The 15311-nt window shown below is 33.9% G+C and carries 14 protein-coding genes; 7 read left to right on the top strand and 7 right to left on the bottom strand.

The features are described 5' to 3' along the window. Positions 1 to 20 precede the first annotated feature (20 nt). The 7 genes from ACKI42_RS07800 to ACKI42_RS07770 all read right to left on the bottom strand — a co-directional run bounded on the left by ACKI42_RS07800 (position 21) and on the right by ACKI42_RS07770 (position 7489). Entirely contained in the window at positions 21 to 1760 is a 1740-nt protein-coding gene (locus ACKI42_RS07800) for a BatD family protein (RefSeq protein ID WP_407404155.1), read from the bottom strand. Beyond that, positions 1760 to 2506, bottom strand: a complete 747-nt coding sequence (locus ACKI42_RS07795; RefSeq protein WP_407404153.1) for a tetratricopeptide repeat protein — start codon at positions 2504 to 2506, stop codon at positions 1760 to 1762. The genes ACKI42_RS07800 and ACKI42_RS07795 overlap by 1 nt, the downstream gene beginning before the upstream one ends. Before the next feature lie 97 nt (positions 2507 to 2603). Then, positions 2604 to 3611 (bottom strand): vWA domain-containing protein, encoded by a 1008-nt coding sequence (locus tag ACKI42_RS07790; protein WP_407404151.1) that lies wholly within the window; start codon positions 3609 to 3611, stop codon positions 2604 to 2606. Further along, positions 3611 to 4603 carry a VWA domain-containing protein gene (locus tag ACKI42_RS07785; protein ID WP_407404149.1) on the bottom strand — a complete coding sequence of 331 codons (993 nt, stop codon included), beginning with the start codon at positions 4601 to 4603 and terminating at the stop codon, positions 3611 to 3613. Before ACKI42_RS07785 ends, ACKI42_RS07790 begins: the two co-directional genes overlap by 1 nt. Beyond that, the gene (locus ACKI42_RS07780) at positions 4596 to 5501 is read right to left on the bottom strand and encodes a hypothetical protein (RefSeq protein WP_407404147.1); all 906 of its coding nucleotides are present in this window, start codon (positions 5499 to 5501) and stop codon (positions 4596 to 4598) included. The genes ACKI42_RS07785 and ACKI42_RS07780 overlap by 8 nt, the downstream gene beginning before the upstream one ends. A gap of 34 nt (positions 5502 to 5535) precedes the next feature. Further along, the gene (locus ACKI42_RS07775) at positions 5536 to 6399 is read right to left on the bottom strand and encodes a DUF58 domain-containing protein (protein ID WP_407404145.1); all 864 of its coding nucleotides are present in this window, start codon (positions 6397 to 6399) and stop codon (positions 5536 to 5538) included. Between the two features lie 85 nt (positions 6400 to 6484). Further along, complete coding sequence (locus ACKI42_RS07770; RefSeq protein WP_407404143.1) at positions 6485 to 7489, bottom strand: AAA family ATPase; 1005 nt, start codon at positions 7487 to 7489, stop codon at positions 6485 to 6487. Positions 7490 to 7740: 251 nt separating this feature from the next. Here ACKI42_RS07770 and ACKI42_RS07765 point away from each other — a divergent pair, with 251 nt between their 5' ends. The 7 genes from ACKI42_RS07765 to ACKI42_RS07735 are packed head-to-tail and all read left to right on the top strand — an operon-like array spanning position 7741 to position 15166. Beyond that, a complete protein-coding gene (locus ACKI42_RS07765) occupies positions 7741 to 8211 on the top strand; it encodes a DinB family protein (RefSeq protein ID WP_407404141.1) in 471 nt (156 codons plus the stop codon). 1 nt (position 8212) lies between these two features. Continuing rightward, the gene (gene rlmB, locus ACKI42_RS07760) at positions 8213 to 8968 is read left to right on the top strand and encodes a 23S rRNA (guanosine(2251)-2'-O)-methyltransferase RlmB (RefSeq protein WP_407404139.1); all 756 of its coding nucleotides are present in this window, start codon (positions 8213 to 8215) and stop codon (positions 8966 to 8968) included. A gap of 20 nt (positions 8969 to 8988) precedes the next feature. After that, on the top strand, positions 8989 to 10035 hold the full coding sequence (locus tag ACKI42_RS07755) for a DUF6263 family protein (RefSeq protein WP_407404137.1): 1047 nt from the start codon (positions 8989 to 8991) through the stop codon (positions 10033 to 10035). Between the two features lie 26 nt (positions 10036 to 10061). Continuing rightward, positions 10062 to 10283, top strand: a complete 222-nt coding sequence (locus ACKI42_RS07750; protein WP_407404135.1) for a hypothetical protein — start codon at positions 10062 to 10064, stop codon at positions 10281 to 10283. Positions 10284 to 10313: 30 nt separating this feature from the next. Next, complete coding sequence (locus ACKI42_RS07745) at positions 10314 to 12863, top strand: YfhO family protein (protein ID WP_407404133.1); 2550 nt, start codon at positions 10314 to 10316, stop codon at positions 12861 to 12863. A gap of 7 nt (positions 12864 to 12870) precedes the next feature. Continuing rightward, complete coding sequence (locus ACKI42_RS07740) at positions 12871 to 14172, top strand: glycosyl transferase family 1 (RefSeq protein ID WP_407404131.1); 1302 nt, start codon at positions 12871 to 12873, stop codon at positions 14170 to 14172. Between the two features lie 25 nt (positions 14173 to 14197). Continuing rightward, positions 14198 to 15166, top strand: coding sequence for a YpdA family putative bacillithiol disulfide reductase (locus tag ACKI42_RS07735; protein WP_407404129.1), 969 nt, complete (start codon positions 14198 to 14200; stop codon positions 15164 to 15166). Positions 15167 to 15311: the final 145 nt, after the last annotated feature.

The following is a 15311-nucleotide window of genomic DNA, read 5'->3' as shown; positions in this document are numbered from 1 at the left end:
AAAATATAAATAATTAATGACTATTTATTAATTTCTCCATATAATTTAACAACCTTTTTTAAGAGTTCGTTAATATTCCCCTCTTCTTTCATAGGTGTATATTTTTCTATCTGAATATTGTGAGATAAAACTCTATACTCTTCCGCAATTGCATTCCCATAATTCCTTTCTAAAATAGCAATAAAATCATTAGCAGCAGAAGAATGAAAATTGCTTCTTACCTCAGCATCTAGTTCTTCTAATGTTTTGAAAAATTGATCATAATTTTTATCCTGAGCCAAGATACTAAGGTAACTGAAATAAACAGTATGGTCTGTTTTCAGTTTTTCTCTTATTTCTTTCTCTGTTTCTGCTACAGATCCAATATTTGAAGAAGTTTGAACGAGTTTTTTTGCATTCTTTTTTCTCTTTTTCCAACTTCTGATGAGCATATAAAAAATAAAAAGAGCAAACAAAATTCCCAAATTAATGAAAAGAACTTTCCAATTGAATTGCTTTTTTTCTTTTACCTTAAATACTGTTGTCTTCAAAACTGGGCTATCCACCGTTTCCAAAAACGTATTGGTGTATTCATTTACCTTTTCAACGGCAGTTCTCGCTTGTAAAACCTCGTCGTGTGAAAATGTAACTATACTCAAATTTTCGGGACTAGTATTTACATACTCTTTCTTTATTGGATTAAAAAAAGCAAAGTCTTCTGTTGTAATATTGATTGTACCAGCTTTTTTCGGAATCAAAATATAATCTGCATGGATATATCCGTTCATTCCATCTTTAGCCGTTGTAATATGATTGGTAATTTTAGGTTCGAAAATCTTATAATCGTCAGAATTTTGAATTTTAGGGATAATCATATCCGCAAGATTTCCATCACCAGAAATTCTCAACCTCACATTGATAGGCTTCTCTACCTCTATTTTTTCTTTAGTATCTGCAAATAAATCCAATTTAAAATTACCTACTGCATTTTTGAAATAGGTGGGAGCCCCTTCTGGCAATTTCTTTACAGACAATTTTACCTTATTGGACACAATCTTTGCCTTATGAGAATAGCTGCTTACCGATGCGGAAACTGAAGGTACCTCTACGATTCCAGATTCATTAGGAAAAATCATAAACATACCTAGGATCTGCGAAGGCATATTGCCAATTCCAGAAGGATCAATTTCAGATTTTTGAAAATCTATAGGATGTACATTGATATTATCGGATTCTGGAAGATGTATTTTTTTAATTTTTCGGAGGTTATCAATATTTTTAGAATAAACTCTAAGTACTGCCATTGTAGGCTGATCTTGGTAGACTTCTCTATCTTCAATTTCCATATTGAGGTAGACATCATTGTCCACATTCCCACCTAAAGATTTGCGCTCTACATCCTTCACAAAAATATTGAAGGGCTCGGTTTTATAACGCTTATTACTTACCGTTACCAAAACAGATCCTATTTTTATCTTTCCTTTTTGTTTGGGTTCTAGGGCAATTCTCGTGATTTTTTGGATAATTACTGTATTGGTTTCAGGATCCACCAAAGTGTTGGTAACCGATCCGCTGCCAATCATGGTAAATTTTGATAAATCTGGCAATTGGAAACCTGTTTGCTGCTGAAGTTCACTTCCATCTAATTCCAAAACTAATATTAACGTTACTACTTCTTTGCTATTATAGTCGGTTTTATCGGGTCTCATAGATAACTCAACCTGTCCGTAAGCAAATACGGAAAAGAGAATAAGCAGTATGTAGATTAACTTAGTTTTCATCACCAATCTTTTTCATTGCTCTGAGGCATAGAATAAGAATCTTTGTTTAATATTCTTTTAGCGGTTTCTTTTTCCTTATCAGCAATTTTGTTGAGGATGGCATTCTCTAGCTCTTTAGGCATCCTACCATCATTTTGCTTATTGGGATCTGGTTTGCCATTTTGGCTCTCTCCTTCTTGTTTTTGTCCGTTTCCTTGGTCTTTATTTTGATCTTTGGGATCTCCATTTTGGTCTTTATTATCCTGCTGATCTTTCCCATCACCTCCTTTACCAGGATTATTATCTTGTTTGTTCTTTTGTTGTTGATTTTGCTTTTCCTTCAGCTTAGCAATTTCAAAATTTTTTCTTGTTGCCTCACTATAAGGATCGTGCTTCAAAGCTTGTTTATAAAAATCGGCAGCTTTCTCGGGCTGATTCATTTGCATATAAGTGTTGCCCAAATTGTGAAGAGCCGCTGCTTTGTCCGGAATAGTTTCTGATAGTTTTTGAGCCTTTTCAAATTCTGTTTTTGCCTCCTCATATTTTTTGCCTTTATACAAAGCATTACCCAAATTATAATGAGCCGTAAAATCTTTTCCCTTAGATTTAATAGCTTCCAAATAGCGAGACGAGGCAGCATCATAGTTGCTTGCCTTAAATTTTTCATTTCCTTCGTAGACTAAAGTTTTATAACTTTTTTGTCCAAATAAAGAATTTGAAAACATAGAAATACCTAATAACGTAAAAATTATAAATTTAGTATACATCTTATGCAAAATTATTCCTTTATATGTTAATAAACTGTCTATTGATTGTTAAAGTTGGGTTAAAGTATTTTTCAATTTATTTTTTATGAAATTTAGATCAAATATTTAAGTCTCTTTTAGGATTAAACATATATATAATCATAAAAAACAAAATAGAAATAGCCAAAATATATTGGTAATAATGGCTTGCATTTTGAGATTTCACCATTGTTTCAGAAGATGAGGCGTTTTTACTCAAAGCTTCAACAATTTGGTCTGGTGCATCATTGATATTATTGCCATCTATATAAGTTCCACCTGTGGATTGTGCGATTTTTGAAAGCGCTTCTGTTTGCCTTTTGGTAAGCACAGTCTGCCCATTAGCATCGTTTTTATACCCCATCAATTGTCCATATACATATTCGGGCACTGGAGCACCTTCTTCAGAACCTATACCAACTGATGTTACAATAAGACCTTCTTTATTTGCCAATTTTATGGCTTCATCTTCATGTCCTTCATTATCTTCGCCATCACTTAGTAATACTATTTTCCTTCCATTTCTATTAGTATTTTTAAATTTATCTACAGCCACTTCCATGGCTTTTAGAAAATCTGTCCCTTGAATTTTGATGGTGTTTGTTTCTATAGCACTCACAAAATTTTCAGCCGAACTGTAATCTGTTGTCAAAGGCATAATAGAGGTCGCTTGTCCTGCAAAAATAACCACGCCTACTTTATCATTTTTCAGTTTCTTCATAGTTTGTATCATCACATTTTTTGCTTCTTGAAGTCTATTTGTAGATACATCCTCCGCATTCATAGAATTGGAAACATCAATCATAAAAATTACATTATTAAGCTTTTGACGAGTAGATACTTCTTCCGAACCTTCCAAAATATCGACAATAGATAGCACCAAGAATAAAATAGCGATGCTGTAGAAGATGGAGAAATAACGTGCAAACTTAGATTTTCTTTCAAACAAAGAATCATGAAAACGACTATTCGCAAATAATGCTCGTTTTTTTATTTTCCATTTTAAATATCTTGAAATGATAAATACTAAAACTGGTATCAGTAAGAGTAATAATAAGTACCAATAATTTCCTAAATAAAATTCCATTAGCTTAAAAATTTATATAATACCCATCTTAATAGTGCATCTATTAATAATACTCCTAGTGCAATCCACAGAAAAATATGGAAATATTCTTGGAAATTGTACAATTTTGATATTTTTAGATCTGTTTTCTCCAATTTATTGATTTCATTATACACTTCTTCCAAACTTGCATTAGAAGTTGCTCTGAAATATTTCCCTCCAGTATAGTCAGCAATTTCTTGCAATGCAGGTTCATCAATCTGCACTTCTGTTTCTGTAAAAACTAGATCACCAAAAATATCAACCTGAGTAGGCATTAGTGCATATCCATTGGAACCAATCCCGATTGAATACACTTTTATATTATTATTTTTCGCCAATTCGGCAGCCAACTGGGGTGGAATTGCATTTTCCACATTACTTACTCCATCTGTCATCAAGAGGATTATCTTGCTTTTCGCTTTGCTGTCTTTCAAGTGATTTACTGCTACCGACAAACCTTCACCAATAGCAGTACCAGGATACAATTCTTGGGTGTTGAGATGATTGAGCTCATCAATTACCACTTGATGATCCGATGTTACAGGAACTTTGGCAAAAGCTTCGGAAGCATACGTAACTACGCCAATTCTATCATTCGGACGCTTTTTCACAAACTCTACGGCAATATCTTTAAGCGCAGTTAGACGATCTGGTGAAAGATCTTTGGACAACATACTCAGAGAAACATCTACCGCAAACATAATGTCGACGCCTTTTGTATCGTCTCTATCTTGGGAAATGGTAAAACTTCTAGGTCTCGCCATCGCAATAATTAAACAAGAAAGAAGGATATATTTTGATATCCTTAAAAAAAATAAAACAGGAAAAATGGTACCACTACTTTCCATATGATGAGTGGTAGGAACCTTTATGCCTTTCTTTTTTGTCTTATTTAAATCTCTAAATAATAAGGGTATGAAAAGCAGGAACAAAAGAAAAAACCACGGACTGTGAAATTGAAAATCAGGCATCTTTTCTTAGTTTTTCAAATTCTAAATCCTTTGATGATCTCTTCACAAAGTCTTTGATATCCGCAAAATCTTTCTCCATTGTTTTTTCGTCAGGAAACGTTTTTGCAAACTTTACCCTATCACCACGCATGAATACATTCTCAATTATTTTTTCATTTTCCTGAGAAATAGTATTATTTCTCTTCATGAGATCTATCAAATCGTCTGTTAATAAAACGTCTGCAGGAATATGATATTGCTTGGTCATAAAATTTCTAGAAATATCGATTAATTCAACATAAAAAGATCTAAAATCACCTTTTTCAACATACATTTTCTTTCTCAAGGATTCCAATTCCTTCAAAGTTTGGTTGGTAGCAACTACTGGGGAATCTTTTGTTTTTTTTCCATATTTCACAATTATTACAATGGCAATTAGGGTTGCAATAACTGCCAATGCTGCCAAAACATACCATTTGTACAACTGCCAGTAATCTTGCATATCCAGTTCCACATCTTTGTTATTCATAATATCATTGATGGCATCTGTCTTTTGTGCGGTATTTACCACTTCTACTTCGTAAGATATGGTTTTTAAAACTCTATCTCCAACTTTAAATTCAAGCTCTGGAATTGTAAATTTTCCTTCATCATACACAGAAAACTCTACTTTTCGGTAATAAGAATTGGGTCGAGCATTTACGCTGTCTTTTATTTCTTCAAAATGAAAGGGCAACAACTCGTTTTTTGGTGCAGCACTTACTTTTTGATTGTTGAGATTGTCAATTTTTATTACAAAACTATCCACTTCACCCAATGCCAAAGTTTTCTTTTCTAACGTAGAAGATAAAATCTGTGAAAAAGTATTAGCACAGAGTAAAAGACAAAAGGTAAATAGTATTTTTTTCAATTTTATCATTAAAGGAAAATGAATATTTTAAATTTAAAAATAATTATCGTTTCTGAAAATAATTATACAGCATTCGAGAGTAATCATCACCTGTATTAATATTAAGGAAACTAGCAGAACTATTGGCAAAATCTTCTTCTAGATTTCTTATTTTTTGTTTCTGACCTTCAGCAAAAGTGTATCTCCATCTTGCATCCGAAGTATTTGCCCAAATTTCTCTTCCCGTTTCTACATCATACAAAAGCGCGTATCCAACATCCGGAATTTCATTGTCTTTCTCGTCAAAAACTCTCATTCCTAAAAGCTGATGCTTTTTCGAAGCTACTTTTAGCATTTTGGAGTCATAAGAATCCTCGAAATCTGATAACAAAAACACCAAAGATTTCTTTTTGAAAACACCCATCATGTATTCTAGCGCTTTGTCTATTTTGGATGGCGTTGGTATATAATCTGCTGTAATAATAGAGCTTATGATAGACAAAATATGTTTCTTCCCTTTCTGTGGTGGTACGACTTTATATACTTTATCAGCAAACAAAATAAGACCTACTTTATCATTATTTCCAGCAGCCGAAAAACCTAAACTCGCTGCAATTTCTGCCACATATTCTTTTTTCAGCTGCGTCTTTGTCCCATAGTCCATAGAAGCCGAAATATCTACCAAAATCATCATGGTAAGCTCGCGTTCTTCCTCCATTACCTTCACAAAAGGCTCTCGAAAACGTGCTGTTTTATTCCAGTCTATCCTACGGATTTCGTCCCCGAATTGATAAGGTCGCACTTCAGAAAACGTCATTCCTTGTCCTTTAAAAGCACTGTGATACTGCCCCATCAAAGAAGCTTCCGTTTTCTTTCGAGTTCGGATTTCTATCTGTTTTACTTTCTTTACAATATCTTTTATTTCCATAGTTTAATAGGCAACAATATTTTAGAATTTCAATTTAACAATAAATAAATTGATCATTCAAACATTGCTATTTTTCAACAATCGTTTATGGTGCTTGAATTTTTGCTAAAATTCTATTCACAATTTCTTCCGTTGTGATATCTTCTGCTTCCGCTTCAAACGTAAGTCCAATTCTATGTCTCAGTACATCTTTCGCCAATTCTTTCACATCTTCTGGGATTACAAATGCTCTTCCACGCAAGAAAGCGTAGGCTCTAGAAGCAATTGCCAAGTTGATAGACGCTCTTGGAGAAGCACCAAAACTGATGTAATTTTTCAATTCAGACAAACCATAATTTTCAGGATAACGAGTTGCAAAAACCATGTCTAGAATATATTTTTCTATTTTTTCGTCTAAATAAATTTGGTTAACGATCGCTTTTGCTTCTACAATATTAGAGAGCGAAATTACGGGTTTTACTTCTGGCTGATGCGCCGTAGAAACCATTCTCATAATTGCGCGTTCGTCTTCCAATTTTGGATAATCTATCGTACATTTCAGCATAAAACGGTCACTTTGTGCTTCTGGCAACAGATAAGTTCCTTCTTGATCTATCGGGTTTTGAGTAGCCAATACCAAAAATGGTTTAGGCAATGCCATCGTATCGTCACCAATAGTCACTTGCTTTTCTTGCATCACTTCTAGAAGTGCAGATTGTACCTTTGCAGGCGCTCTATTGATCTCATCTGCCAAAACAAAATTTGCGAAAACAGGACCTCTTTTTATAGTAAAATCGTTCTCTTTGATGTTGTAAATCATAGTTCCTACCACATCTGCAGGAAGCAAATCTGGCGTAAACTGAATTCTAGAGAAGTCTCCATCTACAGCATCTGCCAAAGTCTTTATCGCAAGTGTTTTTGCCAAGCCTGGAACACCTTCTAGCAAGACATGTCCGTTACCCAAAAGACCCACCAAAAGGCGATCTATCATGTATTCTTGCCCGATGATAACTTTATTTATCTCTTGCCTTAAAAGCGTAAAAAAATAATTCTGTTCTCTTACTTTTTCTGTAAGCTGACGGATGTCTTCTGCTTGGTATGAATCTGACATAGTTATAATTAAAATAATTGGTAAATTTCTGATAAATACTTGCACAAATCAACCCAAAAAAGTGAGTTTTTGAGTTAAAATTTGTTAAATATTGCAAGGATGATAATGGACGTATTTTCACAATGCTCGCTGTTTATCTATAGTTTTCTTTAAAAACTCATAAATTTATATAAATTTTACTTTAAACGGCCCTTCAAAAATTGTAATTATCAGTTTATTAAACTATTTTTGATGATTAAAAATTTCGCAAAATGAATTATCATTTTCAAGCACATCGTCAGGTAAGAAAAAACCTACTTGATATCTTACAAAATACTTCGCATGAGGATCTTATGTTGATACCCGATGGTTTTAATAATAATTTGTATTGGAATATTGCACATACCGTTGCAACTCAGCAACTTTTGCATTATTATCTGAGCGGAAATCCTTTCAGAATAGATAAATATTGGATAGAAACTTACAAAAAGGGGACGCTTCCGAATATGAATGTAGACCGTTCTGAGGTAGAAGATTTGGAGTTTTTGCTTACCGAAACTTCAAAGATTTTGATGAAAGATTATGATAACGATTTCTTTTTAGACTACACACCTTACACCACCAGTTTTGGGATGGATCTGAAAAGTATACAGGATGCGATAATTTTTAATAATATGCACGAATGCCTGCATTATGGATATGCACTGGCACAAAAGAGAGCAATTTTAGGAGAAAAAAATTAAGATGACAGACAACAAGAAAGATGATTTTATTTTTGGGCTACGTCCCGTTTTAGAAGCTATAGAAGCAGGAAAAACTATTGATAAAATCTTTATACAAAATGCATTGCAAGGGGAAATTTATGCAGAATTGAAAGCAATTTTAGCTAAAAATAAAATCCGTCCCAACTATGTGCCTATTGAAAAACTAAACCGTTTTACAAGAAAAAACCACCAAGGCGTTGTGGCATTTATTTCTGATGTGCCTTTTCACAGAATAGAAAATATTATTCCCGAATTATTCGAAGAAGGAAAAACGCCTTTTATCTTAATTTTGGACAGACTTACCGATGTAAGAAATTTTGGTTCTATTTGTAGAACTGCAGAATGCGTTGGTATCCACGCAGTCGTAATCCCAGAAAAAGGGGGCGCACCTATCAATTCGGATGCAATAAAAACTTCTGCTGGAGCAATGTACAATATCAAAATCTGTAAAGAGCCCAATCTTGCACACACAGTAGATTTCTTACAACAAAGTGGAATTTCTGTATTTGCAGCAACAGAAAAAGCTCAAAAAATGATCTACGATGTAGATTTTACAGCACCGTGTGCCATCGTAATGGGTAATGAGGAAACTGGTATTTCTAAGGAAGTATTACACCATTCTGATGAGAAAATAAAATTACCTATTGAAGGAAAAACTCAATCTCTAAACGTATCTGTAGCTTGTGGAGCAATTATGTACGAAGCGGTGAGACAAAAATTGGTAAAGATCAATTAACAACAATTCAACACTATTTAATGAACAATATAGCTGCATTAGCATTTATTTCACTGGCTTTATTTTCTTGTAAGAAAGAAACTGCAACGGTGACAAAACTAGATCCAAAAACAGGAAAAACAATAACTGTAGAAGTTCCAGCAGATTCTGTTGCTGAAGTGAAAGAAAACCCTGCAATCAAAGATTCATTAGGTCTTTACACTCAATCTTTTAAGCTAGAAAAAGGAAAAACATATCCTTTGACGACTTACCAAAGAGATGTGAAAACAATGACGGATCCTCAAGGTAAAACCATAACTGGCACTAGCGAATCTACTGACGAGATGAGCTTTACCGTGAATGATGTAAAAGGTAATGTATACGATATCACAATTAATCTTATTAGCAAAAGAAACTCTCAGACTGCTGATGGAAAAACAGTGATTGTAGATACAAAACAAGCTTTACCTAAAGATGACAACTTGAAAATGCTTTGGAATGTAAACACAGCATTGACGGGTAATAAGCTAAATATGAAAATGGATACCAAAGGTAACGTAATCTCTATCACTGGATTTGAACCAGTATACACAAAGATTGCCACCGCATTGGGAACAATGATCAAAGATGCTAACCAAAAAGCAAGCGTTGTTGCTAGCCTTAAGGAGAGTTTTAATGAGAAAGTGTTGAAAGATCAGTTTACAAAAAACCTTTCTATTTTACCAAAAAAAGGTGCTAAAATTGGCGATAAATGGACCACTAGCGAAAATGCTGATCCTGAAGGAAAAATGAAAGTAACTTCTAATTATGTGCTCAAAAGTGTAGGTAATGGAGTTGCAGAAATTGGTATCAGTGGTGGAATTCCTAAGAAATCTGACAAGAAAACTCAAGGGCCAATGACGCACAGTATGAGTAGCGAATTGGTACAGAATGGTACAATTAAATTTGATCAGAATACAGGTTGGATTACCAACCAAAATATTACGGTAAATACTACACAGATAGAAACTATATCAGACGGAAAACAATCTCAATCTATGAAGAGCGAGTCGAAATCTTCTGTAATGGTGAATCCTTCTGGTAAATAATTGAAGTTTAATTAATTTTAAAGAATATGAAATTCCTTTTTGAGTTTGTACTCGCTACGATAATTTGCTTTTTTGTGTGGAATATTTTAAAAAGAATCTTCTTTAAAGCTTTTTACAAATACACAGGCTTTAATCCTCAAAATAATAGTAAGCAAGAAACCAAAAACTCAAACACGAATATTGAAAAAAAAGTAAAGTGGGACGCTGAAACTGTGGACTACGAGGAAGTGAAAGAATATAAAAAATAACTTCTGAGCAATCAAAAGACGATAACCAATATGACCAAAAACAAAAACTTAATTTTTATAGCAATTTCTATAATCGCTTTTTTAGTTTTAGCATTTTTATACTCTACACCTGTTTTTACAGGCAAGCAACTCTTCCAGCACGATATCGTACAATACCGTGGTGGAGCCAAAGAACTTCTAGATTACCGTGCCGCTCATGATAAAGAGACGTATTGGAGTAATTCTATGTTTGGAGGTATGCCTACTTACCAGATGGGAAGTAGATTTGAAGGAGATTTTATAAAAAAGATAGATGGTTATCTCAACTTTTTGCCCAGACCTGTAAACTATATTTTCTTACTTTTCTCAGGATTTTTTCTACTTGGGATGGTTGCTGTAAGAAATTGGAAGTACGCTTTATTGGGTGCTACCTTCTTTGGACTTTCTACTTATTTCTACATTATTATTGCTGCAGGACACAATGGAAAAGTGAATACAATTGAATATTTTGCTCCATTACTTGCCGGGATATTATTAGTTTATATCAGAAAAAAATACGTTCTCGGGTTTATTATTACTACCCTATTCTTTGGTTTACAAGTTGCTGCAAACCACCCACAGATGACGTATTATCTGTTTCTAGGTTTAGGATTTTTATTCTTATCAGAATTAATAAGAGCGATACAGAAAAAAATCCTGATGAAACATTTCCTTATTTCTTCTGGAATTATTGCTTTTGCATTGACATTGGGTGTTGGGATGAACTCTCAGAGAATTATGGCCAATTCAGAATACATTAAGGAAACCGTAAGAGGAAAACAAATCCTTAGCAATAACGAGCATACTGCTGGAAACTCCGGAATGGATAAAGAAAGCATCCTCATGTGGAGTTATGGTAAATTGGAAACCTTTAACCTTTTTATCCCTAGATTGATGGGCGGAGGAAGCCAAGAACCTGAAGGTGAAGCAATCATGTCTAAAGTTTCAGAATTAGTGCAAGAGAATGTTTCTTCGCAAGAAGAGATGGACAATGTATCGCAAAATATTTCTAAAGGCTTTAGTGGCGCTACCTATTGGGGAGATCAACCCGGAACTTCTGGCCCAGCTTACCAGGGAGCAATTGTATGTTTCTTAGCTCTTCTAGGCTTTTTCTTTGCTTGGAAAAAATACAGAATGTGGATTTTGGGAGCAAGTATTCTTACCATTCTATTGGCTTGGGGCAGTAATTTTATGTTCCTTTCAGATTTCTTTATCGATTATATTCCGTTTTATAGTAAATTTCGTGCTCCATCTTCAATATTAGTTGTTGTAGAACTATTATTTCCTCTGATTGCGATTGTTGGATTGTACAGATTCTTCACAGATTCTACCCTAAAAGAAAATTACAAAAAGAAAATACTTACCTACACAAGTGGTGGTGTATTGGGAATTACATTATTAATGATTGTTTTCGGCAAATCTATTTTAGGCTTCCATACAGACAATGAGAAAACTTATTTCCCACCATATTTATTAGATTATTTAAGCGAAGAAAGATTTAAATTATTTAGAATTGATGCTACTAAAGCATTTCTATATGTAACCATTGCTGCAGGAGTTTTATTTTTAAGTTTAAAACAAAAAATAGGTCAAAATATTGCTTTAGTCATTATTGGTGTCGTAAGTTTATTTGATCTTTGGACTGTAAACAAGCGTTATTTAAATGATGACAATTATGTTGATAAAATCTTCGCAGAGAACCCTTTCCAAACAGAAGGCTCAGATTATTTAGCTGAAAAAGTAGGCGATAATGCCAATTTGCAATCCATTTTGGCAAGTATTCCGGTAAACAAAACATTGGAAACTATTGCTGAAAAAGATAAGAATCATTACAGAATTTACAACCAAATTTTGGGCGTTACAAGCGAAACTAATACTTCTTATTTTAAATCTTCCATAGGTGGTTATCATGCCGTAAGACTAAGACGTTATGATGATGTGCTGAATGCATACATTACACAGCCTGATAGCGCAAAAACACCAAGAATCCTTAATATGCTAAATACAAAGTATATGATTTTTGGAGATCCTCAGCAGCCACAAGTGGTAACGAACCCGAATAACAACGGAAATGCTTGGTTTGTGCAAGAGGTAAAAGTAGGAAACACACCAGATGAAGAGCTAAAACTTATTGGTGATGTTGATACAAAAAAGGTTGCCATTATTGGAAAAGAAGACGCGGATAAAATCATCAATATAGATAAAAATTTAGGCACAGATTCTACTGCAACTATTCAGCTGACAAAATACGAAGCGAATGCTTTAGAGTTTAAAGCTCAAACCAAAACTTCTCAGTTGGCTGTATTTTCAGAAATCTACTATCCACACGGTTGGAAGGTTATGATAGACGAGAAAGAAGTCCCATACATCAAAGCAAATTATATGTTGAGAGCGGTAGAGATTCCTGCAGGAACTCATACTGTAAAAATGGTTTTTGAACCAGAAGTTATTGAAAAAGGAAAATGGATTTCTATGATTTGTTTCTTCCTATTTTTAGGTTTGAGTGGATTTGGGATATTTTACTTAAATAAAAATAAGAAAACAGCTTTACCTGTAGCGTAGTCTTATAATGAATCGGAAAAAAGTACTCATTATCACCTATTATTGGCCTCCAGCAGGTGGTCCGGGTGTACAACGATGGTTAAAGTTTGCAAAATATCTTCCCGACTTTGGATATCAACCTGTTATCTATACTCCAGAAAATCCAAGCTACCCATTGTTGGATGAAACCTTAGTAAATGACGTTCCTGAGAATATTGAAATTGTGAAAACAAAAATCTGGGAACCTTATCAATTGGCTGAAAAACTTAATAAAAGTAACAAAAAATTCAAGGCTGGTCAGTTTGATGTAGGAACTAATCAATCTTGGAAATCTAAACTTTCAATTTGGGTTCGAGGTAATTTTTTTATTCCCGATGCGCGAGTTTTTTGGGTGAATCCATCGGTGAAATTTTTAGAGAAATATTTAAAAGAAAATCAAATAGATACCATAGTTACTTCGGGGCCACCCCATTCTATGCATTTGATTGGTTTGAATTTAAAAAATAAATTACCCAATATAAAATGGATTGCCGATTTTAGAGATCCGTGGACAGAAATATCCTACTACCAACATCTAAAACTCACGAAGGGCTCTGACAAAAAACATCGTTTGCTCGAGAGCCAGGTTTTCAAAACGGCAGATTTTACATTAGCGACAAGCTATACCGATGCAGAAAACTTTAGAAAAAATGGAGCAAATGCCATCTGTATTACCAATGGATTTGATGAGCAAGATGCTAAAAACAACCCAATTGCCAACTCCTCAACTTATTTTACCCTAAGTTATATTGGCGTACTAGAGCAGCTGAGAAATCCTGAATATCTATGGAAATCTTTGCAAAACTTAGTCGCTGTGAATTCTCAATTTGCCAAAGATTTTAAGTTGAAATTTGTTGGAAGAGTGGATGATAAAATCCTTCAAAATTTAGAAAATTCAAGCCTAAAAAATCATCTTCAGAATTTAGGTTATCTATCTCATGATAAAGCCATCTTGGAGATGGAAAACTCTACTCTATTGCTAATGACCAATTTCCCGAACGATAGTTCTAAAGGAATAATTCCAGGAAAAATCTTTGAATATTTGGCGACAGGGAAACAAATTATTTCATTTGGTCCTGATGAAGCAGATGTAGCAACGATTTTAAATAAAACGGATGCTGGACATCATTTTGGATATAGTGATGAGTCAAAAATTACGGAATTTATATTAGAAAAATATCAACTTTGGAAACATGGGAAACTTTCTGAGCGCAAGGGAAATATTGAAGAATTCTCAAGAAGAAATTTAACAAAAAACTTATCCGAAATTTTAGATCAATTGGCTTCTTAGGCTGATAATTGAGTAAATTTATAAGATGGAAATTTTAGATATTCTAATTGTAGGTGCCGGACCTATTGGCCTGAATTGCGCACTTGAAGCAAAGAAAAACAACCTCTCTTATCTGATTGTAGAAAAAGGTACTATTGCCAATTCTTTGTACAATTATCCTTTGTACATGAGGTTTTTTTCTACAGCTGATAAACTAGAAATTGACGGAATTCCGTTTATTACAACGTCTCCAAAACCGGGAAGACAAGATGCTCTAGAATACTACCAAGGTATTGCAAGACAAAAAAAATTGGAACTTCATCTTTATGAAAAAGTTATAAAAGTCACCAAAAATGGTAGTATTTTCGAGATTACTACCTGCAAATCTACGTATTATGCCAAAAACGTAATAGTTTCTACTGGATTCTATGATATCCCTGCACTGATCGGCGTTCCTGGGGAAGAACTTCCGAAAGTACATCATTACTATACCGAGCCATATCCGTATGCTCAACAAAAAGTGGTGGTCGTTGGATCGAGTAATTCTGCTGTTGATGCTGCTTTGGAAACTTATAGAAAAGGTGCCGAAGTAACGATGATCATGAGAAGAGCCGAATTTTCTAAGAATGTAAAATATTGGGTAAAACCTGATGTTGAAAATAGGATTGCTGAAGGCGAAATTAGGGCCCACTTTCAATCTGAATTAATAGAAATTAAAGAAAATTCTGTTGTTTTTAAAGATAAAAATGGAAAGACTCAAGAAATTGAAAACGATTTTGTTTTGGCAATGACAGGTTATATCCCAGATTTTGAATTTTTAAAAAACTGTGGTATAGATCTGCAAGGAGATCTGTTGATACCTCGTCATAATGCAGAAACTATGGAAACCAATATTCCCAATTTGTATCTTGCAGGCGTAGTTTGTGGCGGTAAGGATACGCATCTTTGGTTTATAGAAAATTCTAGAATCCATGCAAAATCTATTATCGAAAATATTTTATCTAAGTTAGTGTAATTCTTTAATGAATATCCGTAAAATTGCCTAAAAATCATTATCTTTGTGTTTATCAAAAGATTGACGATGAATTTATTTAGTTTCACAGCACATTTTGGCACCGAAGAAGATTGTAGAAATCATTTCAAAGAACAACGAGATTTGC

It is taken from the genome of Chryseobacterium sp. (genome assembly GCF_045629545.1).
Taxonomy (GTDB): domain Bacteria; phylum Bacteroidota; class Bacteroidia; order Flavobacteriales; family Weeksellaceae; genus Chryseobacterium.
This window is presented reverse-complemented; position numbering and strand designations above follow the sequence as displayed.

Excerpts from the sequence above, each read along its gene's own strand:
- ACKI42_RS07800 (WP_407404155.1), bottom strand. The coding sequence starts at position 1,760 with ATGAAAACTAAGTTAATCTACATACTGCTTATTCTCTTTTCCGTATTT.
- ACKI42_RS07795 (WP_407404153.1), bottom strand. The coding sequence starts at position 2,506 with ATGTATACTAAATTTATAATTTTTACGTTATTAGGTATTTCTATGTTT.
- ACKI42_RS07790 (WP_407404151.1), bottom strand. The coding sequence starts at position 3,611 with ATGGAATTTTATTTAGGAAATTATTGGTACTTATTATTACTCTTACTG.
- ACKI42_RS07785 (WP_407404149.1), bottom strand. The coding sequence starts at position 4,603 with ATGCCTGATTTTCAATTTCACAGTCCGTGGTTTTTTCTTTTGTTCCTG.
- ACKI42_RS07780 (WP_407404147.1), bottom strand. The coding sequence starts at position 5,501 with ATGATAAAATTGAAAAAAATACTATTTACCTTTTGTCTTTTACTCTGT.
- ACKI42_RS07775 (WP_407404145.1), bottom strand. The coding sequence starts at position 6,399 with ATGGAAATAAAAGATATTGTAAAGAAAGTAAAACAGATAGAAATCCGA.
- ACKI42_RS07770 (WP_407404143.1), bottom strand. The coding sequence starts at position 7,489 with ATGTCAGATTCATACCAAGCAGAAGACATCCGTCAGCTTACAGAAAAA.
- ACKI42_RS07765 (WP_407404141.1), top strand. The coding sequence starts at position 7,741 with ATGAATTATCATTTTCAAGCACATCGTCAGGTAAGAAAAAACCTACTT.
- rlmB (WP_407404139.1), top strand. The coding sequence starts at position 8,213 with ATGACAGACAACAAGAAAGATGATTTTATTTTTGGGCTACGTCCCGTT.
- ACKI42_RS07755 (WP_407404137.1), top strand. The coding sequence starts at position 8,989 with ATGAACAATATAGCTGCATTAGCATTTATTTCACTGGCTTTATTTTCT.
- ACKI42_RS07750 (WP_407404135.1), top strand. The coding sequence starts at position 10,062 with ATGAAATTCCTTTTTGAGTTTGTACTCGCTACGATAATTTGCTTTTTT.
- ACKI42_RS07745 (WP_407404133.1), top strand. The coding sequence starts at position 10,314 with ATGACCAAAAACAAAAACTTAATTTTTATAGCAATTTCTATAATCGCT.
- ACKI42_RS07740 (WP_407404131.1), top strand. The coding sequence starts at position 12,871 with ATGAATCGGAAAAAAGTACTCATTATCACCTATTATTGGCCTCCAGCA.
- ACKI42_RS07735 (WP_407404129.1), top strand. The coding sequence starts at position 14,198 with ATGGAAATTTTAGATATTCTAATTGTAGGTGCCGGACCTATTGGCCTG.